At 73.1% G+C, this 25,437-nt stretch carries 9 protein-coding genes; 5 read left to right on the forward strand and 4 right to left on the reverse strand.

Annotation, left to right across the window (positions count from 1 at the left end; genetic code table 11):
- Positions 1-48 precede the first annotated feature (48 nt).
- Together BMZ82_RS00670 and BMZ82_RS00675 are read right to left on the reverse strand one after the other, a co-directional pair.
- Complete coding sequence (locus BMZ82_RS00670) at positions 49-2,745, reverse strand: right-handed parallel beta-helix repeat-containing protein (RefSeq protein ID WP_093770471.1); 2,697 nt, start codon at positions 2,743-2,745, stop codon at positions 49-51.
- Positions 2,742-15,239 carry an RHS repeat domain-containing protein gene (locus tag BMZ82_RS00675; protein ID WP_093770473.1) on the reverse strand — a complete coding sequence of 4,166 codons (12,498 nt, stop codon included), beginning with the start codon at positions 15,237-15,239 and terminating at the stop codon, positions 2,742-2,744. Before BMZ82_RS00675 ends, BMZ82_RS00670 begins: the two co-directional genes overlap by 4 nt.
- Positions 15,240-15,499: 260 nt before the next feature.
- Here BMZ82_RS00675 and BMZ82_RS00680 point away from each other — a divergent pair, with 260 nt between their 5' ends.
- From BMZ82_RS00680 to BMZ82_RS00700, 5 genes are all read left to right on the forward strand, one after another.
- Positions 15,500-17,008 (forward strand): hypothetical protein, encoded by a 1,509-nt coding sequence (locus BMZ82_RS00680; protein ID WP_093770475.1) that lies wholly within the window; start codon positions 15,500-15,502, stop codon positions 17,006-17,008.
- A gap of 170 nt (positions 17,009-17,178) precedes the next feature.
- Positions 17,179-17,487, forward strand: a complete 309-nt coding sequence (locus BMZ82_RS00685; RefSeq protein WP_177244317.1) for a hypothetical protein — start codon at positions 17,179-17,181, stop codon at positions 17,485-17,487.
- 262 nt (positions 17,488-17,749) lie between these two features.
- The gene (locus BMZ82_RS00690; RefSeq protein ID WP_093770477.1) at positions 17,750-18,292 is read left to right on the forward strand and encodes a sigma-70 family RNA polymerase sigma factor; all 543 of its coding nucleotides are present in this window, start codon (positions 17,750-17,752) and stop codon (positions 18,290-18,292) included.
- Positions 18,289-19,575 carry a hypothetical protein gene (locus tag BMZ82_RS00695; RefSeq protein WP_143098808.1) on the forward strand — a complete coding sequence of 429 codons (1,287 nt, stop codon included), beginning with the start codon at positions 18,289-18,291 and terminating at the stop codon, positions 19,573-19,575. Before BMZ82_RS00690 ends, BMZ82_RS00695 begins: the two co-directional genes overlap by 4 nt.
- A 60-nt stretch (positions 19,576-19,635) precedes the next feature.
- Positions 19,636-24,285: an FtsK/SpoIIIE domain-containing protein gene (locus tag BMZ82_RS00700; RefSeq protein ID WP_256251697.1), complete on the forward strand. Its 4,650-nt coding sequence runs from the start codon at positions 19,636-19,638 to the stop codon at positions 24,283-24,285.
- Positions 24,286-24,296: 11 nt separating this feature from the next.
- On the opposite strand, the gene BMZ82_RS00705 is transcribed toward BMZ82_RS00700, so the two are convergent.
- Together BMZ82_RS00705 and BMZ82_RS00710 are read right to left on the reverse strand one after the other, a co-directional pair.
- Positions 24,297-24,659 (reverse strand): hypothetical protein, encoded by a 363-nt coding sequence (locus tag BMZ82_RS00705; RefSeq protein WP_371270929.1) that lies wholly within the window; start codon positions 24,657-24,659, stop codon positions 24,297-24,299.
- 108 nt (positions 24,660-24,767) lie between these two features.
- Entirely contained in the window at positions 24,768-25,433 is a 666-nt protein-coding gene (locus BMZ82_RS00710; RefSeq protein WP_093770483.1) for a TetR/AcrR family transcriptional regulator, read from the reverse strand.
- Positions 25,434-25,437 lie beyond the last annotated feature (4 nt).

The raw sequence follows: 25,437 nt of genomic DNA on the forward strand, positions 1-25,437 counted from the left end.
GGGGGCGGGGATTGGGGCTTTCGGCCGTTGGGTTCGGGCCGCGTCCTGCTACGGGAGGTCTCCCGGTGTCAGGGTCATCAGGTCGGATTCCGTGGCTTCCGGTAGTTCGGCGACTCGGTAGGCCTGGCGTTCCGTCATCGCCTGGAACAACTGGCGGGCCGCGCGGCCGTTGCCGAAGCCGCGTTCCCGGGGGAGGGCGTCGAAGTGCGCCTTCAGGGCCTCGCCGGCGGCCGGTGTCAGCTCGTACTGGTGCTGTGCCGCCTGGAGTTCCACGATGCTGACCAGTTCGGCGGAGCCGTAGTCCTCGAAGAGCAGGGTGCGGTTGAAGCGTGAGGCGAGGCCGGGGTTGGAGCGGACGAACACCTCCATCTCCCTCGGGTATCCGGCGACGATCACCACGACGTCGTCACGGTGGTCCTCCATCAGCTTCAGCAGCGTGGCGATCGCCTCCTGGCCGAAGTCGTTGGAACCGGCGTACTGGGTCAGGGAGTACGCCTCGTCGATGAACAGGACGCCGCCCCGGGCCTGTTGGAAGACCCGCGCGGTCTTGGGGCCGGTGTGGCCGACGTACTCGCCGACCAGCGCGGAGCGGTCCGCCTCGACCAGGTGGCCGCGCTCCAGCAGGCCGACGGCGGCCAGGATGCGGCCGTAGAGCCGGGCCACGGTCGTCTTGCCGGTGCCGGGGTTCCCCGTGAAGACCAGGTGGCGGCTGAGCGGGGGAGCCGCGAGGCCCATCTCCTCGCGGCGGCGCACCGTCCGCATCAGCTTCACCAGGGACGACACGTCGTGCTTGACGCGCTCCAGGCCCGCCAGCCCGTCGAGTTCGGCGAGCAGGTCCTCCAGGGTGTCCTCCGAGGGCGCCTCGGTCTCCCGCGCGCAGGTCCCGGCCGCCGGGTCCCCGCCGGCCGTGTTCGGCAGCGCCTCCTTCGCGCCGGTCGGCAGGGCCGGGTTCGTCACGTTCCGCGAGACGCAGTCGTCGAACACCGGCCGGGCGCCCTTCTCCGCGGCCACGTCCTCCTCGGCGTCGCGCACCAGGCAGCCGCGTAGCACGGGCGCGCTCCCCGCCGACACATGGACGGCCGGGAACGCCGGACCGTCGGTGCCCGACCCGGCGAAGACGCAGTCCTCGAAGGTGCCCCGCGCCTTCTCGCCGACGAACAGGCTGTTCTTGCCCGTCCGGGCCACGGTGACGGACCTGACGCGCGGTTCGGCGGCCGGGCCCAGGACCAGACCGGAACCGGCGGTGTCGCGCACCGTGCAGTCCTCGATGCTCGGCGTCGCCCGCTCGCCGACCACCAGCCCCGCCGTGCCGGTGCCGCTGATCCGGCAGCCCCGCACCACGGCCGACGTCCCCGTTCCGCAGGTGATCCCGGCGCGTTCGGCGCCGGTGACGTCGCACTCCTCCAGGACGACCGTCCCGGTGGACTCGGCGCTGATGCCCGTACGCCCCCGTACCACGGACAGACCGCGCACCCGGGCCCCCGCCGCGGCGTCGATCTGGAGGCCGGACAGGCCGCAGTCGCTGATGCGGACGCCCTCGACGGTGAGTTCGGCCCGGTCGGTGGCCCGGACGCCGTGCTCGGGGGTGGAGCCGATCCGGCAGGAGGTGAGCGACAGCCGGGCGTCGTCGCAGGCGTGCACCGCGCTGAAGCCGCAGTCCGTCACATCGCTCGACGCCAGCCGCACCTGGGAACGGTCGCCCGCGAGCAGGCCGTTGGCGCGGCTGCCGTGCAGCGCGGTGTCCTGCGCGGACAGCCGGGCGGTGCCCCGGGCCACCAGGCAGGAGCCGTGCGGCCGGTCCACCTGGCAGTCGGCCAGGACGGCCGTGCTGTCGTCCTCGGCGCTCACGCCGGCGCCCGCGCCGTCCCGCAGTCGGCAGTTCAGCAGCAGGACGTCACCGGAGCCGGAGACCGCCACCCCGTCCGAGCCGGTGCGCAGCACCTGGCAGTCGGCGAGTACGACCCCGCCGTCCGCCGTGTCCACGACCGTCGGCCGCCCGTGTTCCCGGGCCGCCTCGGGGCGCGGGGAACTGCCCAGCACCCGGACGCCCTCCGCGCCCGTGTCCGCCACGCGGCACTCCAGCGCGGTCACGGCCGCGTCGTCCTCCACCAGCAGTCCGCTGCGGCCGGGGGCGGTGATCCGGCAGTCGCGGAGCACCGCCCGGGCCCGGCCCCGCACCCGCACCCCGGAACCGGTGACATGACGCACCGTCAACCCCGTGGCCTCGGCGTTCGTCGCCGAACCGAGGACGACGCCCGTGCCGTCGACGTCCTCGACCACCGTGTCGGTCAACGCGGTCGGACCGGTGGTGTTCGCGTGCACCCCGGCCAGCGCGGCACCGAAGACGCGGCAGCCGCGCAGCGTCAACGACGTGTCACCGCCCGCCTCGACGCGCCCGCCGGAGACCTCGCAGCCGTCCAGCTCCAGGCCCCCGCCGGTCACCAGCACGGCGGGCAGCGCGGGGTCCTGCCCCACCAGGGCGATACCGCCGACGCGGACGCCGGGCGCGGTGACCTCCACGACCGGCCGGCCCGGGTCGGCCGCCAGCACCCGTACGGCCCGGTCCGGACCGTCCTCCGGCAGCAGGCACACCGCACGGTCCAGGACCAGCGCCTCGACGTACTCGCCCGCGGCGATCCGGATCTCGTCACCGTCGGCGGCGGCGCGCACGGCGGCGGTGATGCTGCGGTGGGCGCCGCGCCCCTTGGGCGCGACCCGGTGCACGGTGGCGGTGATGGCGGTCACGGGAGCTCCATGGTCTCGGGGAGAGCCGCGGAGGGCTCGGACGGCGGCGTGGGTGTCGGCGTGGGTGTGGGTGTGGGTGTGGGCGGGGTCGGGGGTGGGAAGGCGCGGCCCGGACCGGGGAGGTTGCCGCCGTTGTGGCTGTCCGCCTGCGTGATGACGAACGTGAGGTACCGGGACAGCGCGGACTCGGCCCAGTTCATGCCCAGCTCGCCGAGACCGCCCTTGTGGAAGACGCGGGCGCCGGTCGTGAGATGCCAGATGTTCCTCGCCAGACCGGTGGTCACCCCGCCGAACAGGGAGCCCGCCGCGCCCCACCCGCCGGCCAGCAGCGCGTCCGCGCCCTGGACGTCATGGCCGTTGACCCCGAACACCGAGGCGCTGACCGCGTTGCTGACGAAACCGCTGAGCGCCCCGGTGGCGAGGCCGACGGTGTTGGCGTACGTCGCACCGCGCCAGCGGGTCGCCTTCTCCTGGGCGCTGAAATCGCCCGCCCAGTCCTCGGACTGGGTGGTGAGGGTCTGGTCGGGGCGCCCGCCCCAGTCCGTCGTGCCCATGCTGGTGCGCAGCCAGCCCAGCCGGGTCTGGTTGTACAGCAGGTTGAGTCCGCCGCTGAAGGCTCCGCCGACCGTCCCGCCGAGCAGCGCCTTGAAGACGTCGACGTCCTTCACGTTGCCGTTGTTCACGGCGGCGGTGATCGCCAGGTTCGCGGTGAAGTCGGTGAGGAAGCCGGTGGCGAACGTGGTCAGCCCGCTGCGCAACTCGCGCTGCCACATGGGCATCTCGACCGCCTCGCCGCCCTGGAAGGCGGTGAACGGCCCGTGCCACACGTCCTGGATCTCCCGCAGATGCCCCATGATCTCGACGTCCGTGCCGCGGAAGGGGACCTCCCGGCCGATCAGCGACCAGCCGCCGCTGCCGGGCAGGCCGACGTCGCCGCCGATCCGGGGCAGGCCCCCGGCCAGGAACTGGGCGGCCCTGGCCGGTCCCGAGGTGCCGAAACGGCCGAACGCGTCCGTCGACCAGACCCGTCCGTCGATGGTCCGCCACTGCACCACGTGACCGCTCTGGTACTCCACCCACTGGCCCCACTGCTTGTCGACCAGACGGTGTCGGCCCGGGACGCCGTCCACGGCGACCCGCTCGCGGAAGACCTTGCCGGCCTCGAACTCCCTCCAGACGTCCGGGTCGACACGGACCGTGGCCGGCGTCTCGAAGTGCCGGACGGACGCGTTGAGCAGATCCCGCAGCGTCGCCCTCACGGGGGTGGCGGCGGCCGGTTCGGCCACCCGGGGGGAGTCGGCGAACAGGTCCCGCAGCGTCGTCCTGGCAGGGGAGGCGGGGGCGACGGAAGCCGGGGCCGTCGGGGGTGCCGGCGACCGTTCCGGAGTGGTGATCGGCTCGTACTGGTACTCCCGGACCCGGCCCCCGGTCCGCCGCCGCACCACCTGATCGTCGACGAGGTCGCGCCACCGGCCGGCCGTGATGTCGTCGTGGACGCGGACGCCCTCGGAGTGGACGGTGCCGTCGGCCGCCCGCTTGGTCCACCGCCAGCCGCCGTCGTCCTGCTTCACCGCGTCGACCCAGGAGCTTCCAACATCGGTGGCGTTGCGCTCGCGGACGAGGTCGCCGCCGCGGTCGAAGTCCCTGAACGAGTCGTCCCAGGGCCGTGAGTAGATCGAACCGCGGTTCTGCAGCCGCAGCCCCTCGCCGACGACGGTGTGCGGGGCGCTCGGGTCGTACGCCTTCCACGTCCACCTGGTGCGGTACGGGTCGCCCGACGCCTCCACGATCGTGCCGTCCACCAGGTCGCGGCGGCCGGAGACGTGCTGCTGGGCGTTCTTGTCCACCCAGAAGCCCGTGCCGTCGTCGAGGCGGAGTTCCTCGGCGGCGGGAGCGGTGTGCAGATACTCCCGGGTGCCCCGGCCCTGGCTGCGCAGTTGAACCCGCTCGACGCCCTGGTCGTCGCGGAAGAGGTCCTGCCACCGCCCCTGGCCGTCGACCTGCCGGGTGCCGGTCAGGCCGCTCGTCGTGTCCCGCCAGTGCAGCTCGTACGGGCCGCCCTCGCGGTGCTCCGGGACCGGCGCCCAGCGCGTGGGGTCCTCCGGGCTGCGCCCGACCTCGACGACATGGCCGTTCTCCAGCTTCCGGCTCTCCCGCACGAGGCGGCCGAACCGGTCGACGTCGACCCAGTTCGCGCCGGTCGCGTTGAGCCGGACGCCGGTCGTCTCGGTGCCGTCGGCGGCGGTCTCGGTCCAGTGGCTGACCCGGTTCAGGGACTCGCCGCCGAACAGGTCGCGGAAGAAGCCCTCGAACGGGTTGCGCCCCGCCGCCCCCTTCCACAGGAAGGCCGGCGGACGCATGTCGGAGAACCGCTTGACGAGCAGACTCCCGCCGTCCGACAGCGCCTCCAGACGCTCGGTCTGCGTGATCGAGTGGTAGCCGGTGTGGTCGCCGGGGTCGATCCGGGCTCCGGCGGGGGCGTGACCGGGCAGCACCGCGTTCTCCCGGTACAGCCCGGAGCCGTGCAGACCGTCGAACGGCCAGGTCTGCCCGCGCTGTTGGGCCACCGTCTCCCGCCCGGTGGCCGGATCACGGAAGGTGTCCCTGAACGCGACGTGGTTCCAGCTCCAGTGCCGGTCGCCGGTGAGCGCCTCGCCGCCGTCCTTGTCGAAGCGCTGCCACGTCCAGTGGCCGTCCGCCCCTTTCTCGGCCCGGACGAGACCGCCGTCGGCGGCCTTCGTGTACGTCCGTACGTCGACGGTGTTGAGGACCCGCCAGGAACCGGACGGCACGTCGTGCAGCGTGCGCTGGTCGACGTCCGCGATCCGCTCGCCGTGCCGGACCCGCCGGCCGGCGCCGTCGAACTCCGTCCACCGGGCGTGGCCGGAGCGGTGCAGGTCGACGTGCAGGGTGTTGCCGTTCTTCAGCACCTCACGCTCGAAGAGGGTCACCTTGCCGGGGCTCGTGCCCGTCAGCCGGAACTGGCCGGTGCCGGACCGCTCGACCGTGGCGGTGTCGTAGCGGCCGGTGAACGCGGTGCCGTCGGAGTCGGTACGGACGGCCTCGCCGGTCACGTGGTCGATGGTCCAGTACGTGCCGGTGGGGCTCCCGCCGCTGCCGCGGACGGCGACGGTCTCTGCCAGCAGGGTGGTGCCGTCGGCGTCGAACAGGGTCCGCTCCAGCGGCTGGGCGGCGTCCGACGTGGGGATCAGGGCGAGCCGGCCGTCGTCGAGCCGCTCCGCGCGCAGGGCCGTGGCCGGCCGGCCCGCCGTGTCGAGCACCCGGGGCACGCCGTCGGGCGCGCCCGCGTCGAAGCGGAAGGTGCCCCGGTCGCCGGGGAGTTCGACGTCCCGCAGCGCGGCCGTGCCCTCGGGGCCGTAGTGCCACCGGGTGACCCCGGACGCGTCGGTGACGGTGAAGCCGCCGCGCAGGTCCGCCGGGGCGCTCGGGGCGAGGCCCGTGAGGGTGTGGGAGTCGGAGGCCGGGCGCGCGCCCACGAACGTGAAGGAGTCCGGCGTCCAGGGCCCGCCCTCGGTCGCGCGGCCGGTGATGCCGAGCCGCAGCCGGTCGAGGTCGCCGGGGCCGCCCCGCAGGAACACCTCCTGGTAGCGGCGCTCGCCGTGCGCGCCGAAGCCCGTGGCCAGGTCCGTCGCCGAGTGGGTGACGGTGTACTGGCTGCCACCGGGCCCGCCGTGCGGGGTCGGCGTCACGGTGAAGTCGCCGACGCTGCGGCCGCCGCCCGCCCGGAGATCGTCGAGACGGACGGCGAGCGGCAGGTTCTGGTACTCGCGCAGCGCGGTGGCCGCGCCCTGCCGGAGGTTGCGGTGTGCCTGCGCGGTCATCTCACGGAACTGGTCGTGCAGGAGGTCCGGGCTCAGGCCGAACCGGTTCAGCGACTCGGTGGCCGCGTCGGCGAGCTGCTCGACGCGGGGGAGGTCGAGGGTCTGGAAGACCTCGGAGTCGGGCGCGACGCGCAGGAAGTCCAGGGCCCCCGACACGTCCGACAGTTCGGCGGCCGTGCCCTCGATCGGCGCGCGCAGGTGCGCCGCCTCGTCGAGCGTGATGTCGAAGATCCGCGCCATCTCGCCGGGACCGTCGCCCCCGACGATGCCGTCGCCGGGGTCGTCCAGCCGGATCGGCGGGGCGTCGGGGGCGTTCTCGACGAAGCGGAGGAATCCGTCGCCGTCGCGTGCCGGGACGTCCCGGAAGGCGAGCTGTCCGGCCGCGTCGAAGTGGAACCGGCTGCCGGTCACCGTGTCGACGGCGGTGAAGCCGCCCGTCAGCGGCCCGGCCGGCCCGGCGTCCGGCGGCACGACCCGGAAGCCGCTGGTCGCACCGGACGGGCCGATCAGCTCGAAGACCCGGCCGGTCGACGTGCCCGCCGCGTCCGAGGTGAACGTCGTCCCCACCCGCAACCCGGTGAGCCCGCCCAGCCGTTCGCCCGCCAGCGGCGTCTGCTGGTACGTCAGCCTCCCGGCGGCGTCGAACCGCCACGCCACCGGAGTCCCGCCCGCGCCGGGCAGCCGTACGGTGTGACCGGCCGGCCGGCCCGAGGCGTCCCGGACCGCTTCCACCATCGCGTGCTCCGGCGTCCTCACGGACCCGTCCCACCCGGTCACCCGGGGCGGCGCGGCGGCGCCGGAGACGTCGAAGCGCAGGGCCGACTCCGTTCCCGGCAGCCGCACATCACGCAACTCCGGCCGCCCCGCCGCGTCGAGGTGCCAGCGCGCGTCCCCCGCCGGCGTGGTCACGGTGAACCCGCCGCCCTCCCGAGGTTCCACGGTGAACCCGCTGTCGACCGGCAGCCCGCGGTGGTCGACCAGTTCCAGGTCCCTGGACGCGTGCAGCGTCTCCGTGGCCGGGGCCTCGCTGATCCGCACCCGCAGCCCGTCCAGCCCCGGCCCCGTCAGGGCGATGTCCGTGACGGTCCCCTCGGGGATCGCGTCCAGCGGGAACCGCTCGGCGAAACCCCTTCCCAGCAGGGCGTTCTCGGGGATGTCGGTCATGGGGAACCGGTGGCTCAGGGGGACCGCCAGATCCTCTTCCACGCGGCGCAGCCGCTCAGCCGTCGGGTCGATGCCGTAGTGCGCGTTCTTGTCCCACCGCGTCGGGTTCGCCCACGGGGTGAAGCCCGGATTCGCCTTCCACGCGGTGGGCAGGCCCTGGCTGTCGAGCCGGTGGACGCCCGCGATGAACCGGGGGTGCACACCGCCCGGGAACGAGACCTCGTGCTCGTCCCAGTGTTTGTTCCCGGGCTTGTCGAGCATGGTCTGGTAGGTGCCGTCGAGGGTCTTGTTGACGTCGATCCCGCCGGGGGCGTGAATCTTGTACTTGTACCGGCTTCCCCACGAGAGGTCGACGTCGTAGGTGGTGCTGACGAAGGCCGCGTCGTCGTTCGTCACCACGAACCTGGGGAGGTCGACCGCGCTGACGTCCTTCGGCTGGAAGCCCTCCTTGAAGATGATCGCCGGGCCTCTGTCGTCGTACCGCCACAGCACTTCGGTGCCGCGCCGCCACACCGGGGCGTCCGGGACCATCCGGTTCAGGTCCACCGCCGGGTTCGCCGCCGCTTCGAGCCGGCCCGGCCCACGGCTCGCGAAGAGCACCCGGTCGCCGTCGCCCACCAACTGGAACTCGCCGTTGGGCTCGGGCCTGAAGACGGCGGTGTCGAGCCGGCCGGTCAGCGGCCGGCCCGTGTCGTCCAGCCGGACGGCCGTCTCCGTCAGGTGGTCGATCTTCCAGTAGGGGCCCAGCAGTTCGCCGCGCTCGCCGAACGCGGCGACGGTCCGCTCCACCAGGCTCCCGGTGCCGGTGTCGAAGACCATCTGTTCCAGCCGCCGGTTCGGGAGCCCGTCGGCCGGTGCGAGTGTCACGCGCCCGCCGTCCACGGACCGGGGCACCAGGCGCGTCGGCGTCCCGTCCGACGCGGTGTGCGCGAAGGCCGCTCCGGTCGCCGGGTCGAACCGTACGACCCCCCAGCCGCCGTCGAGCCGCAGCTCCCGCACGGTCATCGTGCCGTCGGGGCCGAAGTGGAAACGGCCGCCGGTGACGCCGTCGGCGACGACGAAGCCACCCGCCCGGTCCGGGGACGGGGTGAGGGTGAAGCGGGCGGTCGCCTCGGGGGAGCCGACGAGGTGGTAGGCGTCGGCGAGCCGACCGTCGGCGGCGGGGGCACGGACGTGGGTGACCCGCAGCCCGGACAGTTCGGCGGGCGTGAGACCGCCCGGCGTCACGTCCCCGAGGACGCGGCCCAGGTCCAGTCGACCCAAGGCGGCGGTACGGAAGTCCGTCGCCTCGGCGATCGTGCGGTCGAAGAGGTCCGTCGCCGTGGCGGCGGCCTCGTCCAGGACGCCGTCCTCGGGGATGGTGCCCAGCGGGAACCGCTCGCTCACGCCGCCGAGTTCGCCCGGCCCGCCCAGTTCGTCGAGTCGCAGGGGCGGGGTGCCGGGGGCGGCGCCCTCGGTGAAGCGGGCGAGGCCGGAGCCGTCGTGGGCGGGCAGGTCGCGGAAGGCGAGGCGGCCGTTCAGGTCGAAGTGGAAGCGGCTGCCGGTGACCGTGTCGGACAGGGTGAAACCGCCGGGCAGCCGCTCGGCGAGCGTGCCCTCCACCGGGGTGAGCCGCAGCGAGCCGCGCGGTCCGGGCGGACCGGTCAACCGGACCGCCGTGCGCGGTGCTCCGTCCGGACCGGCACCGACCGTCACGCCGATGCGCAGCCCGTCCGGCAGCCCGTCACCGGTGAGGGCCGTCTCCCGGCCGAGGAAGCGGCCGTCGGCACCGAGCGTGAACCGGGTGTGCCCGGCCGGGTCGGTGACGACGACCCGGCCGCCGTCGTCCAGCACCTCGACCGTGAACTCCGCCGCGCGTCCCGGCCCGCCGCCCGCGTGGACGACGTCGACGAGCTCCAGCCGGATCGAGCCCGGTGCCGTACCGCTGTCGGGCAGGCGCGTCACCCGTAGCTCCAGACCCGCCAACTCGTCCGAGCCGGACAGGGGGACGCGGATCGGGTCGCCCAGCGCCCGCCGGTAGTCGTCCAGCACCTGCCGGTGCTCGTCCAGGGTGGCGCGGAGGGCCGACTCGTCGAGGTCGGGCAGATCCCCGAGGTCCAGGTGATCGGGGGTCGGCGGACGGCTGTCCGGGCCGCCGGTCCAGGTGCCGGCCGGCTCGTGCGGCGCGTCGAACCGGTCCAGCAGGGACGAGTCCGAGAGGTAGCCGAGATCCAGATCGCCGCCCACCTCGCTGCCCAGCCCGTCCAGTTCCGACCCGTCCAGTCCAAGCCCGTGCAGTTCCGACCCGTGCGGGCTGTCGGCGCCGTCCACGCCCTTGAAGCCGTCCAGATCCAACCGGTCCAGCAGCCGCACCTGCTCGTCGACGGACAACCCCTGGAAGTCCGCCGCGCCGAGGGCCGACGGAGCCTCCGGGGACAGCTTCAGGTCCGCCGCCAGCTCGGGCAGCGGGCTGCGGCCCTGGAAGCGGGGGTTCGGGACCCACTCGACGAGGTTGTGCTGCGCGTCCATCCGGTACGCGCCGCGAATGAACTCCGGGGAGATGCCACCGGGGAAGGCGATCTCGTGCTCCGACTCCCAGCCCGACGCCCGCCAGGCGTCCGTACCCTCGGCCCGTTCGAAGGTCCGGCCGACGTCGATCCCGCCCGGGGCCTCGATCTCAAACTTGAACACGCCGTCCCAGACGAGGTTCCGGTCGCTCGTGGTGCTCACGAACGCCGACGGCTGGCCCGTCCTGACCATGACCTCCAGATCGGTTTCCGAGACGTCCCGGGCGCGGAACCCCTCGTCGAAGATCTGGTCCAGCCCCCGTCTGCCGCCGATGCGCCACAGCGTCTCGTCGCTCTCGCGCCAGACCGGCTCCGGACGGATGCCCTCGACGTCGACCGTGCGGTCGGCGGCGACGGACAGCCGGTCCGGCCCGGCGTCACCGAGGCGCGCCGGCAGGCCGTCCGGCCCGAACCCGGTGACGACGCCGTCGGGCGCGGTGACGGTGAACCCGCCGTCGACCAGGTCCACCCTGACGTCCGGGACGATCCCGGCGTCCGTCCTGAGCGCCCACGTGAGTTCCGCACCGGGCTCGAACGTGATCCACTGCCCGGTCGGCCGCCCCCGTTCGTCCGCCAACCGCAGCTCGCCGGGGCGCAGATCCAGCGGCACCACGCCGTCGGGGGCGGTGCGCCACTCGACGAGGACGGGCATGGCGTCGACGTCCGTCTTGACCGTGTCCGCCAGGTGGAGGTTCCCGACGGCCTCGTCGAGGGCGGGGGTGGACGGTGTCGCCGTGGGGTGCGGGCCGTCGAGGTACCTCTCGGGGATGACGCCCTTGATCAGCCACTCCTGGTCGCGCCTGGTGTTCAGCAGGACGCGGACGTCCTGGGCGAACGTGGTGCTCAGGTCCGCGCCGCCCCGGCCCGCGAACTTGACGTCGTTCTCCTTGAGGAAGGCGATGGCGTCCTGGGTGGTGCTGTCCGCCTTGAGCGACTCGAAGTCGAGGCGCTTTCCGAATTTCCAGTCGAGCTGTTCGCGGATCAGTTGCTGGAGATTGTGCGCCGGAAGGATCCCGACGTTTTTAAGCGTTCCGGCCTTGATGTCCGCGCCCAACCGATGGACGTCAAGGGTGAACTGGAACTTGCCGTACACCTTGTGATCGCCGTTGGCGACGGCGAACGACGTGAACGGGCTCTCGCTCTTCTGCTGTACGTTTCCGGCGCCCCGCACATGCTGGAACGCGGTGGTGTTCCCCTCCGGATTGGCCGGGATCATGCCGATGTCGGAGGCGAAGTGCGACTTCCGCAGGCCCTTGTCCACGTCGATGATCTGGACGAACGGGTGGTCGTCCTGCCGGACGAGGGTGACCTGTCGCAGTTCGTCGAGCTCGAACCGGTTGACGAAGAAGCTGTCCGAACGGGGCACCGGATTCAGGGCCTCCATGGGCCGTCCGCCGCCCGACCCGGAGGCCCGACCCGCGGCTTCCAGCGCGTCCGGGGCGATCGTGAGCGGTGTCGTCGGCGCGGCCGGTACGAACTTCAGGGAGTCGGCGCTCGGATAGGGCCCGGTCAGATACCGCTTCGGAATGTCCCCCTTCACCAGCCAGGTGCCGTCACGGCGCACTTGCAGCAGTGCCTTGATGTCCGGGGTGACCTTGGTGGCGATGCCCTTGGTTATCTTGTTGTCGACGGTGAGGAAATTCTGTATTTCCTTGTTGCTGGTCATGTGGTTGAAATTCGGCGGGACGGTCAGTTGGGCGTTCTCGACCTTGAGCCGGATCTCGTTCAGGATGTCGTGCTGCAATTGCGTGTTGGAGACGATCCGTACGTCCTTGACGCTTTCGAGCCCGGCCCTGATGTCATGGCCGAGGGCGACCACGTCGAGTCCCAGCTCGCTGCCTCCGTAGGGCTTGGCGAGGGTGCCGGGCGGCGAGAACGCGGTGAACGGACTGTTCTCCTTCAGCGCCTTGGCGTTGACCGTGGTCACCGCCTGGAGCGGTGAGATGGTTCCGTCGACCTTGACCGGGACGAGGCCGTCCTCGGTCAGCCGCGTCTTCATCCCGGACTTGAGACTCGCCGCCGAGAAGTCCATGTCCTGCCGCACCAGCCAGTGCACCTGGGGAACCGGCGTGTCCACGAGCACGGCCTTGCCGTCCGCCAGGATCCTGCCGTCCGCGCCGATCGTGGTGCGGACGCCGTCGGGGGCGGTGACGGTGAACACGCCGTCGACCATGTCCACCTTGACGTGCGGGACGATCCCGGTGTCCGTCCGGAGGACCCATGTGAGGTTCGCGCCGGGCTCCATGGTGATCCACTGACCGGTGGGCTGCCCCAGGTCGTCCAGCAGCCGCAGTTCACCGGTCGGCATGCTCGCCGCCGGACCGTCCAGACGGGCCATCATCACGGTGATGTCCTGGTGGACGGTGTCCAGGCTCGTCCCGAGCCTGTCGAAGTCGATCCGGGCCTGAGTGACCTTCACTTCCGCCGCGCTCAGGTCGAGTTCGGCCTGCGCACGGCTCAGCGGGGGCAGACCGGGCTGCTCGGTGACGCGCGTGAGGGTGCGGCCGGCCGAGTCCAGCTCCACCCCGGCGTGCTGCGCGCGCAGCCAGGCCTGGAAGCGGTCCGTGGCGGTCTTGCCGACCGCCCCGCCGGTGACGATCTCCCGCAGGGTCAGGGCCGGCCCACCGGTCCGCGCCCTCACCGGATCGACGGGATGGACGGGCCTGACGGGGAGTTCGGTCCGCACCGGGCCCAGTCCGAGCAGCTCACGCGCGTGGCCCAGGCCGTCGGCGGAGTCGGGGAGCAGACGCGCGAGGTCGTCGAGCCGGACGCCCAGCCGGGCCGGCGAGTCCGGTCCGCTCAGCGTTCCCAGGAACCTGGGCGTCCCGGCGCCGACCTCCTCGGGGTCCAGGACCCGGACCGTCACCTCGTCCCCGAACCCGACGTGCAGATCCACCGGGTCGGTCTTCCCGACGCGCAGGACCACCCCGTCCGGCGTGAAGTCCACGAGGTCGATCTCCCCGTCGAACACCTTGCCCAACTGCTCCTCGGTCAGGCCGCCGAGCTTCCCGTCGATGCTCAGGGACGCCAGGTCCGGCATGTCGTCGAGGGGCTTCAGCAGGCCGGTCCCGGTGCGGTCCAGGCCCACGAGGGCGTCCAGGTCCCGAAGCCGGGCGACCGCGTTCGGCGGTCGCTCCAGCAGGACGCTCCGGGGCGGCCCCGGCACGGTCGGCGCGCCGAACGCGTCGAGGTCGCCGAGCGTGTCGAGGTCGCCGGACCCGTGGAGACCGCCGAACCCGTGGAGGTCGTTGAGCTCGTCGAAGGCGTCGGACGCGGTGCGCAGCCGCGGCGAGACCGGCCCGCCGGCCCGCAGGTCGAGCGAACCGAGGGAGTCGAGCGAGTCCAGAGGGCCGAGACCCGTCCTGCCGAGGGGAGTGCCGAACGGCGTGCCGAAGCGGGAGCCGCTCGCGTCGAGGTCGTCGAGGACGCCCGGCTCCACCAGGTCGTCGAGGCTGCCCGGCACCCGGCCGGGCGCGGTGCCCGGTCGGCCCAGGGAGCTGAAGCCCGGCGTACGCGGCAGCGCGACCGGTGCGACCGCGCTCTCGCGGAGGGTGTCCAACGCGTCGTCCCAGGCCGGGGTGCCCGGCACGACCAGCGAGCGCGCGCTCGTGTCGCCGAACGCCCTGCCGGAGCCGGGCGTGAACGGGTTCCTGGTGGTGAACGCGGTGACGTCGGCACCGAGCCGGCCCGCCCCGGTGACCCGCGTGCCGGCCGGCGCCCCCCTGAGCAGGCCGCGCTCCAGGATGCCCACGCGCCAGGCCCCCCGGAAGCCGAGGCCGGCCAGCTCCGAGTACTTGAGCGGCAGGATCGCGGACACCGCCAGATCGAAGAGGCGGCCTGTGTTGATCACCGAGTAGACGCCCAGCCGCTTCGCCGTGCTGCCGCCGACGAACGCGGTGGACATGAAGAAGTCGCGGCGCAGCGCGAACCGGCCCTGCTGCCAGACCCCCTTCAGGAACCCGGGACCGGACCTCAGCAGCGCCGACGCCATCCGGCCCGTGCGGGCGGCGAGGCCGGGGGCGCGCGCCATCGCGTCGAGGCCCCAGTTGCCCAGACTGCCCATCCGCGCGGACCACTTGACCAGGTTCGCGCCCGTCATCGCGAACAGGGACCGGGGCGAGGCCAGCAGCCCGCCGCCCCGCAGCAGCATGCGCGAGGTGGAGGAGAGGCCCGCCGACAGACCGCCCAACGCGAATCTCGACGCGCCCTTCACCAGTTGCAGCCCCCTGGTGAACGTCATCAGGCCCTTGGTCGACGGGAAGAGGATGCCCACCAGGGCCAGGCCCAGGCCGAGGGCGTTCGTCTTGCCCATCGCGTAGTCGGCCACGGTCTTCAGGAAGAGCACCGCGCCCAGCCCGAAGGCCATCATGCCCAGGGGGCCGGTGAAGAGGACGGCGGCGAACGTCAGCACCATCGTGAGGATCTCGAGGGCCTGCCAGAACTTCTCGATGAACTTCTTCCAGAAGCTCTTCTTGGGCGGCCTGACGGGCCGGGACACCAGCTCGGCCGCGACCCGCAGGGCATCCTCGAGGATCTTCCCCTCGGCGCTGATCCCGTCGACCTCGGCCGACACGTCGTTGCGGGCGGCGGTCAGCTCCGCGGGCGGCGGCGCGTTCTTCCCCACGACACCGGCCGGCGGCACCTCGACCTGGCCGGCCCGGGTCGCAGCGTCCTCGGCCCTGCCCTGGGCGTTGCGCAGGGCGTTCGCGTACCGGGTCACGGCCCGGCCCGCGTCCTCGAAGGAGGTGGTGACGTTCGCCGTGAAGGTCTTCAGCTCGGTCTTGATGTACCTGCGCAGCGCGTCCGCCGTCTTGCCCTCGAAGCCGCCGTCCTCCGACGTGCGCAGCATGGCGTCGAGCCCCGCGTCGACATCGCCTGCCAGGTCCCGGAGTTCGAAGAGGTCCCTGGCGATGCCGTCGAGGAAATCGGGGTTTCCCGTCACCGGATTTCCGTCGTGACCGACTTTTGTCCAGTCGTCCGGGGTGGCCACAGGGTCCTCCAAGGTGTTCCAGGACTCGAGGGTCGCCGTGCGCTCGCAGTTGACTTCCTGGTGACGTAATAGGAAGGGCCATGAGTTCACCCGAGTGACGCACGGCACATACTTACCGGTCGGTGGGAACCGGGCGAAATTCGTTTGAACCCTGCGGACCCGTTCTTGCGTCTACAGGGCATCACCATGCCCAAGGGAAAGGACGCAAAGACGTGGCTCGCATATCGATCGACTACGACTTGATGTACGTCCTCGCGCGGCAGGTGTGGCACCTTCGCGATGAACTGGACGTCACCTCGAAGGCGAAGCACGCCTTCACCGCCTCGGACGTCGGTCCCCGCAAGCAGACGGCCGAGGCTCTGAACGACTTCTACGGCGACTGGCAGAAGTCCTTCGGCGACGCGTGGCAGGTCATGACCGACCTGGGAAACCTCCTCGACGAGATCGGCAAGGCCTTTTACGACCAGGACGCGTCGTTCGCCGTCTCCGGGGCCCAACAGGCGGCTTTCTTCCAGCGTAAACAGGCCGAGGCGGAGAACGACGCCTACCAGCACAGGAACGACTCGCAGCGGAAAGAGGCACAGGCCGATCGGCTTCGTGTGCGCTATGGGCTCCAGGAACAGCTCCTCGCCAAGAAGTACGCCGAACTGGAAAGCAGACGCGGCGAATTGGAGAAGGAGCAGGCGGACCAGCAGAAGCGTCAGGAGGATCTGGACCGGAAAAGCTCGACCCTGTCGCGGGACGAACTGCTGAAGCAGCAGCAGGCCTTGTGGCAGGACCAGTCCCGTACCGACGACGCGTTGAAGCAGCTCGACAAGGACGAGGAGCCCCTGCGGGAGCAGGCGCAGACGCTGCAGAAGAACTACGCGGACGACTTCGGGGCGCTGAACAAGCAAGCCCCGTGGACCCCGGAGAGCGGCGCCGACGACCCGCTGGCCAGGAACCGGGAGTACGGCGGCACGGAGCCCGAGGGACCGGCGCCGCCGCCCCCGCCCACCGGCTTCACCTGGCAGAGCGACGAGGGCACCACGACGGTCACGTACAAGCTCGACGACAACGGCCAGGTCGAGGTCGACAAGAACGGCGATCCCGTCGAGACGACCACCACCATCACCAACAACAACGGCCTCGTCCACTCCGAGACGTACCGCTCGCTCTCGGACGACGGCGACTCCGTGACGACGATCCGCAGCGCCGACGGCTCCGTCCGCAAGGACTACGTCGACGCCAGCCCCGAGGGCGTCACCGACGGCTCCATGACGCGCTACGTCACCGACGAGGCCGGCAACACGCTCCAGATCTACACCAAACACCCCGACGGCGGGTGGGAGTTGACGATGGACCGGGACACCTACCTCAACTCGGCGGCGGGCCAGCAGGACGACCAGCAGTACCTGGACCGGCCGCCCGCCTATCTGACGGTCGAGCACCCCGTCGTCGACGGCGACGGCCGGCCGACCGGTGCCCCGCCCGCCAAGGAGACGACCACCCCGCTGCCGGACGGCGCCAGCCGGACGGACTTCACGAACTCCGACGGCTCGGTCACCCGGGTCGTCACGACGGACAGCACCCGGTTCGTCGCCTACGGGAGCAACAACGAGATCCGGGAGATCTGGCAGAAGCGTCCGGACGGCACCTGGTTCCTGCGCGACTCGATCACACAGCACACGCGCCAGAACGACGAACCGCCCCTCGGGACGCTCGGGATCAACTGGCAGTGACCGTCCCCGGCCGACCGCCCCCATGACTCCCTGCGGGCGCCTCCTCCCCCTTCGGACGCCCGCAGGGCCCCACCGGGCCGCGCCGACCTCGGTCGGTTGCCCGGCGCACCACCCATCACCCGAGTGCACCGGCCGCTCCGGCCGGCCGCACCACGACGAAAGAGGCCACGATGCCCCGTACCACGGTCGACGACGAGCAGATCAACGCCACGGCGGCGAAGCTGAACAACGCCGTCAGCTCCACGCTCGTCCCCCAACTCGCGGATCTGCAGCGCGAGGTACAGACCCTGCTCGACCCCTCGAGCGGCGGCCTGGCGCTCGCGCAGACCAGCCCCAAGCTGCAGCACTCCTACGAGACCTTCAACAAGTCGGTGACCGACGCCGTGCAGAACATCACCGAGTTCGCCAAACAGTTCCAGCAGATCGCCGGCTCCGTGCGCGACCTGGACGGGCAGATCGCCGGCGGCATCCCCTCCTGACGCCCCTCATGTGACCGAAACGGTGGTGTCGGCCCGGATCACCCCTGTCGGGCCGGCACACCCGTTTTATGTGGAACCTCACGTTCATCTGGCAGCCTCTTGAATGTCGCTTCACCCCACATAGACTCACGCCGCAAAAGGAACATCCGATTCCGCTTGTGGACGTGGTGAGCCCGCGTTCACCCCGCCCAGCTACGCCGCACGCGCGGCGCCTGACCGGACCGGCTCGTGGCAGCGACGCCGGTGCTGGGGGAGGTATCCCATGACAACGTCCATATCCAGACCCTCCGCCTCCGCTTCCTGCGACGGATCCGTCCGTGAGCTCTACGAGCGGCATCACGGGCCGCTCCTGCGCTACACCTGCGGCCTGCTGCGCGGCGACCGGCAGCGCGCGGAGGACTTCGTCCAGGAGACGCTGCTGCGCGCCTGGCTCAGTACGGAGGAGCAGCCGCCGGGCTGGTCGCCGTCCCGGGCCTGGCTGTTCCGGGTGGCGCACAACCTGGTGATCGACTGGATGCGACGCGAGCAGGCGCGCCCCGAGTACCACCCGGAACTCCTGGAAGCGCACGCCGAACCGGTGGACCCGATCGGCCAGGCGGTGCAGCGCTGCTTCCTCGTGCACGCCCTCTCCCGCCTCTCCCCGGCCCACCGGGAGGTGCTCTTCTACGTCTACGTGCTCGGCTGGACCGGCCCGGACGCCGCGCACGCCCTGTCCATCCCGCCGGGCACGGTGAAGTCCCGCACCCACCACGCCATCCGGGAACTGCGCCGCCGCCACCCCGAACACGCCCTGGTCGCCGCATGAGCGCGGGGGGCGCGGGTTCCGGCAGTCGGCTGGTGGCGCTGGGGAAGCCCGACGAGTCGATGCTGATCCCGGTCATCGTCGCCGTCGTCGTACTCCTGCTGTTCTTCCTCCTGCTGCGGCACGTCGTGCGCAAGCGCGGCGGCTGGCGGCGGTTTCGGCGCGGCGTCGCCCGGGAGGCCGCGCTGACCCGGCGGGCGTTCGGCGAGCCGGTGCGCGCCTGGCGGCGGCATCGCCGAGGCGTACGGGCCCTGGCCCGGCAGCTCGGCGACCCCCGGGGCGGACTGCGCGTGCGGCGGCTGCTGGACGCGGCCGGAGCGGCCCTCGGCGACGTGCCCGGGGCGTTCGCCTACGCGCTGCGGCTGGAGCCGGGCTGGGCCGAGGTCCAGGTGGCCGCCCGGCGGCTGCCCGAGCCGCCCGCGCCGTGGGAGACCGACGACGCGGCCGGCCGGCAGTCCTGGTGCCTGGACCTGGACCGCCTGGACGAGACGGCCGCGCTGCTGCCCGACGGCCCGCCCCGCGCGGGTGCCCGGATCCGGCCGCTGCCGGTCGCCGTCGGCCTGGCCGCCGACGCCTGCGTCCACCTCGACCTGGCCGCCGGACCACGGATGATCACCGTCGAAGGCGATACGGCCGCCCGGACCCACCTGCTCCAGGCGCTCGCCGCGCAGCTCGACCGACCGGGCAGCGGAGCCTCGGTCACCGTGACGGACGGCGTCCACCCGCACTACCCGGCCGAGCGGCTCGACACCGTGCTGCGCCGCCTGGAGGACACGCCCGCCGACCCGGCGCGGGAGGAGGCCGGCACCGCCGCCGAGGTCGTGGTGTGCGCCGCCCCCACCCGGGAGCAGGCCCGGCGGCTGGGCGCGCTCGCCGCCTCCGGCGTCGTCGTCTGCCTCGCCGACGGCCCGGTACCCGGGCACAGTTGGGCCCTGCGGGTCGACGCCCGGGGCCGGGTCACCGCCCCGGAACTCGGGCTGCACGCGGACTGCGCCCCGCTGGGCAGGGCCGTCGCCGCCGCCGTCCGCGCGGACCGCCGTCGCGCCCGCCGCGCACCGCAGCGGCACACGATGGTGGAGCCGCCCATCGAACTGCGCGGATGGCCGGAGCAGCGGCCGCCCGAACGACACGCCCTCACCGAGGAACCCACGCCCCCGCCGACGCCCCCGCCGACGCCCCCGCCCCGGACGGACACCGCCTCCCCCCTGCTGTCCGAACCGGCCACCGCCCGCTCGCGCTCCGCCGAGGCGTCGTCCACCGGCGGGGACCAGCCCGCAGCCCCGTAACGCCGCTCCACGCCGTCACCGCAGCCCACCGCCCGCCCGCGAACCACCCGAAGGGGAGACGTGAAACTCCTCGTCACCACCATCGCCGACGGCGACCCCGCGAGCCGTCAGGACATCGTGCTGAGCGTCGACGCCGCCACCCCCGTCCAGGACGTCGCCGAACACCTGACCCGGATCCGCGCCGACGGGACGCCCGGCACCCCGGTCTGCTACCTGGGCGGCGAAGAGCTGGCCCCCGGCACCCCGCTGGCCGCCACGCCGGTCATGGACGGCAGCGTCCTCGGCCTCGGCGCTCCCGTACCGAGGGCCGGCCGGGCGTACGGGCCCGAGCGGTCCGCGATGCCGCAGCCGCGGTCGGTCGGCCATGCGCCGGTCGTCGAACTGCAGGTGGTCGGCGGACCGGACGCCGGACGCGTGTACGCCCTGGGCCTGGGCACCCACGGCATCGGCCCGCTGGAGGGCTCCGCCGTACCGCTCCAGGGCCGTGGCCTGCCGTCGGACGGCGTACGGATCACCGTGCGCTGGGACGGCTCCGCCGTCGTCGAGCTGCCGTCCCCCAGGCTCTCGGCCTCGCTGGAGCAGGGCGGCGGCCCGCTCGGCGCGGTGCGGTTGTCGGTCCCGGAGCCGCCGGAGCACCGGGGCAAGCCCGAGGTCCCGCTGCTGCCGCCGGTGCCGCAGGACGAGGAGCGCGAGGAGGACGCGGCGCACGCGGCGGCGGACGCCGCCGACGCGGAGCCCGACCCGGTCGCCCTCCCCGACGGCTGGGAGCCCTGGCCGCTCGGCGGCGAACTGGCCCTCGGCGAGTTCCTGCTGCGGCTGGCCGAGCCGACCCCGAGGGACGCCGCGGTGGTGCCGTCCGAGGGCGGCGGCGGGCTGGACTACAACCGGCCGCCGCGCATCCTGCCGCACCTGGAACCCGAGCGCTTCCGGCTGCCCGGACCGCCCGAGCCGCCCAAGCGCAGGCCCATCCCGTTCCTCGTGGCGTTCGCCCCGATGATCATGGGCCTCGTCATGGTGCTCCTCTGGAACTCGTACTACTACCTGATCTTCATGCTTCTGTCGCCGCTGCTGATGGCGGCGAACCAGGTCAGCGGACGGCGGCAGGAACGCAAGGACTACGAGGAGCGGTCCCGCGTCTACCGGCTGCGCCGCGCCTCGCTGGAGGAGGACGTCCGGCGGAAGGTCGCGAGCGAGCAGCGGCTGCGCACCGAGAGCGCGCCCGACCCGGCGGCGGCCGGACTGTGCGCGGTCGGCCCCGGCCGCCGCCTGTGGGAGCGCCGCCGGGGCGACCCCGACCACCTGGCGCTGCGCCTGGGCACCGCCGACCAGCCGTCCCTGCTCGGCATCGACGACGCGGCCCGCGAGGACAACCACACCTCCGTGCACTGGACCATCCCGGACGCACCCGTCAGCGTCGACCTCGCGCACTGCGGGGTCGTCGGGCTGGCCGGCGAGAGTAGCGCGGTGCAGGCCCTGGCCCGCTGGCTGACCGCCCAGGCAGCCGTCCTGCACACCCCCCGCGACCTGCGGATCGTCGTCCTCACCGACAAGACGGCCGAGGAGTCCTGGGACTGGGCCCGCTGGCTGCCGCACTCCCGCGACGGACTGCCCGGCTCCCGCGGCGGCGCCGTCACCCTCATCGGCAACGACCCGGAGACGGTCGCCAACCGGGTCGCCGAACTCGTCTCCACCCTGCGGACCCGGCAGCGGGCCGCCGAGTCGACCATGAGCAAGGCCCTGCTCAGCGAACCCGACGTACTGGTCGTGATGGACGGCGCCCGCCGCCTGCGCGACGTCCCCGGTGTCGTGTCCATCCTCAAGGAAGGCCCGGCGGTCCGGATCTTCCCCCTCTGCCTGGACCACGAGGAACGGCTCCTCCCCGAGGAGTGCACCGCCGTCGTGCGGTACGAGCATCAGCGGCTCACCCTGCGCCGCACCGGACAGCCCGACCTCCCCGGCATCCGCCCCGACCTCGTCGAACCCGCCTGGTGCGAACGCCTCGCGCGCGGCATCGCCCCGATCCACGACGTCACCCCGGACGCCTCGGAGGGGCTGCCCGACCGGGTCGGCCTCCTCGACCTGCTGGGCCTCCCGGAGCCCAACGGCCCCACCATCGCGGCCCGTTGGGCGCAGCGGCCGGCGTCCACCGGGGTGCTGCTCGGCGCGGGCTACGACGGCCCGGCCGCCTTCGACCTGGTGAAGGACGGCCCGCACGGACTGGTCGCCGGCACCACCGGATCCGGCAAGTCGGAGCTGCTCCAGACCTTCGTCGCCTCGCTCGCCGTCGCCAACCGGCCCGACGAACTGACCTTCGTCCTGGTCGACTACAAGGGCGGCAGCGCCTTCAAGGACTGCGTACGGCTGCCGCACACCCTCGGCATGGTCACCGACCTCGACAGCCACCTCGTGCAGCGGGCGCTGACCTCGCTGTCGGCCGAACTGATCCGCCGCGAGCACGTCCTCGCCGGCGTCGGGGCCAAGGACCTGCCCGAATACCAGAGCATGCGCCGCCGTAGCCCCGAACTGGCGCCGGTGCCCCGGCTGGTCATCGTCATCGACGAGTTCGCGACCCTCTTCCGGGAGATCCCGGACTTCATCCCCGGCCTGGTCGGCATCGCCCAGCGCGGCCGGTCCCTGGGCATCCACCTGATCCTGGCCACCCAGCGCCCCGCCGGTGTGATCAACGCCGACATCCGCGCCAACACCAACCTGCGGATCGCCCTGCGCGTCACCGACGCCGGCGAGAGCCAGGACGTCATCGACACCAAGGACGCCGTCAGCATCTCCCCGAACACCCCCGGCCGCGCCCTGGCCCGCCTCGGGCACGGCACGGTCGTCCCCTTCCAGACCGCGTACAGCGGCGCGACCCGGCCCGGGGCCACCGCTCCCGCCCAGGAACGGCAGCGGCCGACCGAGGGGGAGACCCGCCAGATCTGGGGCACCGGCCTGCCCTGGCAGCGCCTGGGCCGCGCCGTCGGCGGACCGGACCCCGCCGAGACCGGTATGCCCGGCGCGCCCGGCGGGCCCGCCCCGGACGACGACCTCCCCACCGACCTCAACGTGCTGGTGGAGGCGGTGCGCGAGGCGGCGGAGCTGACGGGCTGCGCCCCGCAGCCCAGCCCGTGGCTGCCCCCGCTCGACCACCACGTGCTGACCGCCGACCTGCCGCAGCCCGAGCCGACCGGCGCCGCCCGGCTCGCCCCGGTGTCCTGGGCGCTGTCGGACCTGCCGGCCGCCCAGGCGCAGTCGCCGGTCCCCCTGGACCTCGCCACCTTCGGCCACCTGTACGTCGTCGGCATCCCCCGCTCGGGACGCTCCCAGGTGCTGCGGACGATGGCCGGGGCGCTGGCCGCCGGCCACTCCGCCGCCGACGTACACCTGTACGGCATCGACTTCGCGGGCGGCGCGCTGTCCGCGCTGGGCGTCCTGCCGCACTGCGGCGCGGTCGTGCCGCGCGGCGACGCCGAACGGCTGGAGCGGCTGTTCGCCCGGCTCGACGCCGAACTGGGCCGGCGTCAGGAACTGCTGACCCGGCATCACGCCGCCAACCTGCCGGAACTGCGCGAGATCCTCCCGCCGGCCGCCCGCCCGGCGCACGTCCTGCTGCTCATCGACGGCTGGGACGCGCTCGCCGACCTCATCGGCGACCACAGCGGCGGCCGCCTGATGGACCAGGTCAACCGCCTGCTGCGGGAGGGCGCGGCGGCGGGCCTGCACGTCGTCGCCACGTCCGAGCGCGCCCTGCTGTCCGGCCGGGCCACCGCCCTCAACGACAACAAACTGCTGCTGCGGCTCAACGACCGCAGCGACTACCACGTCGTCGGCCGACGCCCGCGCGACCTGCCCGACGTCATCCGCCCCGGACAGGGCTGGACCTCCGACGGCGTCGAGGTCCAGGTCGCGCTGCTCGCGCCCGGCGCGTCCGGTCAGGAACAGGCGGAGGCGCTGCGCGCGATCGGCGCCGAGGCCACCCGCCGCGACGCGGGGCTGGCCGCCGCCCGCCGCCCGGCCCGCATCGGCTCGCTCCCCGCGCAGGTCGCCTTCACGGAGGCCTACGAGAAGGTCCCCGAGGAGTTCCGCCGCCCCATGTGGGGACTGCTCGGCCTCGGCGGCGACGACGTCGCCCCGGTCGGCGTGGACTTCGCGGACACCACGTCGACGTTCGCGGTCGCCGGACCGCCCGGCTCCGGCCGCAGCACCACCCTGGCCAGCCTCGCCGTCTCCCTGCTGGCCGCCGGCACCCGCCTCGTCGTCCTCACCCCCCGCGAGTCGCCGCTGCGCGCCCTGGACGGCCATCCGGGCGTACGACTGCTCAGCTCACCGTCCCCCACGGCCCAGCAACTCGCCGCCGCCCTGGGCACCGGCTCCGAACCCCGGGTGGTCCTCGTCGACGACGCCGACCTGCTCGGCCCGACGGACCTCGACCAGGACCTCCGCGCCCTGGTCGACTCCGGCAGGGACCGCTGCATCGGCGTGGCCGTCGCCGCGACGGGCGAGAGCATGGTGAGCGCCCTGGGCTGGCTCAGCGCCCTCAAACGCCAACGCCGAGGCGTCCTCCTGGACCCCCAGTCCCTGATGGAGGGCGACATCATCGGCACCCGCCTCACCCATGCCCACCTCCGCAACCGCACCCCCGGCCGAGGCCTCACCGCCGACCCCCGCACCGGAGAACCGACCAACGTACAGATCCCGGAGACGGCACTCGACTGACGAGCCCGGCGTCACGAGAACGTGTGCACCACCTCGATCCCGCCCACGATGTGGGCGTTGAACTCCGTCAACTCCTCCGCCGGTACCCACAGTTCGAGGATCGTGCGGCCGCCGGCTTGCTGGACCGGGTATCTGCTCAGGAACTCGGTGTCGACCTCGAAGCGGGTGACGTAGCCCGCGCCGTCGTGTTTGACGTTCCAGTCGCGGGCGATCCTGATGGCGTAGTCCTCGTCGAGGACGGGGTAGAAGATCGGCTGCTCGGGGAGGCGGGGTGGCCAGGCGCGCCAGTCGAGGGCGCGCAGCAGCTCCAGCTCCTTGGGGCCGGTGGGGCGCCAGAGGGTCGTGGTGGCGCGGGGTCGGCTGGTCACGGGAATTGCTCTCCGAGTGCGGTGACCGGCGGGGCGGTCGGATTCGGGGGACGGGAGGGTGACGGTATCGGCCTGCCGAGTGGCGTGGCCAGCGACTTTCCGGGAGCGGCGCGGCTACCGCCGCGCGTAGCGGGCGGTGACCTCGGTGAGGTAGGCGCGCAGCATCGTCTTCGCCTCGTCGAGGAGGGCCGTGTCGCCCTCCGGGGCGCGGCGGAAGGCCTCCTGGGCGAGGGCGTCGGCGGTGAGGATCGCGGCGTGGCAGGCCCGGGCCAGGTCCGCGTCGTCCCGTACGACGCCCAGCGCCAGCAGGACCCGGCGGATCCCGTCGGCCATCCGGCGCTTGTGCTCGCGGTCCGCCGCCCGGGTCCGCTCGGTCAGCCCGCTGCCGAACCACAGGGCGCGGAAGCCGTGTTCGGTGCGGTAGACGCCGGCGTACGTGTCGATCAGCACGCCCACCGGATCGTCCCACCGGCCCTCCGCCGCAGCCGCCCCCGCCAGGTCGTCCATGACGGCTTCCAGACGGGCGAAGTAGCCCGCCGCCAGGGCGTCGATGATCGCGCCACGGTCGGGGAGGTACTGGTACAGCGAGCCGACCGACACCTTCGCCTCCGCCGCCACCCGCGTCGTGGTGAGCGCCTCGACGCCCTCCCCGACCAGGATCCGCTCGGCGGCCTCCAGCACCAGGGCCAGCCGCGCCTTGCTGCGCGCCTGCCGGGGAGTACGGCGCAGGGGAGCGCCGGAAGCGCCACCGCCCGGGCCCGCGGTCTCCTGGGGGACCAAGGAA

This window comes from Streptomyces sp. yr375, assembly GCF_900110755.1.
Lineage (GTDB): Bacteria > Actinomycetota > Actinomycetes > Streptomycetales > Streptomycetaceae > Streptomyces.

Bases quoted from the DNA above. Each gene is read 5' to 3' on its own strand.
- BMZ82_RS00685 (WP_177244317.1), top strand. From the start codon at position 17,179: ATGCCCCGTACCACGGTCGACGACGAGCAGATCAACGCCACGGCGGCG.
- BMZ82_RS00690 (WP_093770477.1), top strand. From the start codon at position 17,750: ATGACAACGTCCATATCCAGACCCTCCGCCTCCGCTTCCTGCGACGGA.
- BMZ82_RS00695 (WP_143098808.1), top strand. From the start codon at position 18,289: ATGAGCGCGGGGGGCGCGGGTTCCGGCAGTCGGCTGGTGGCGCTGGGG.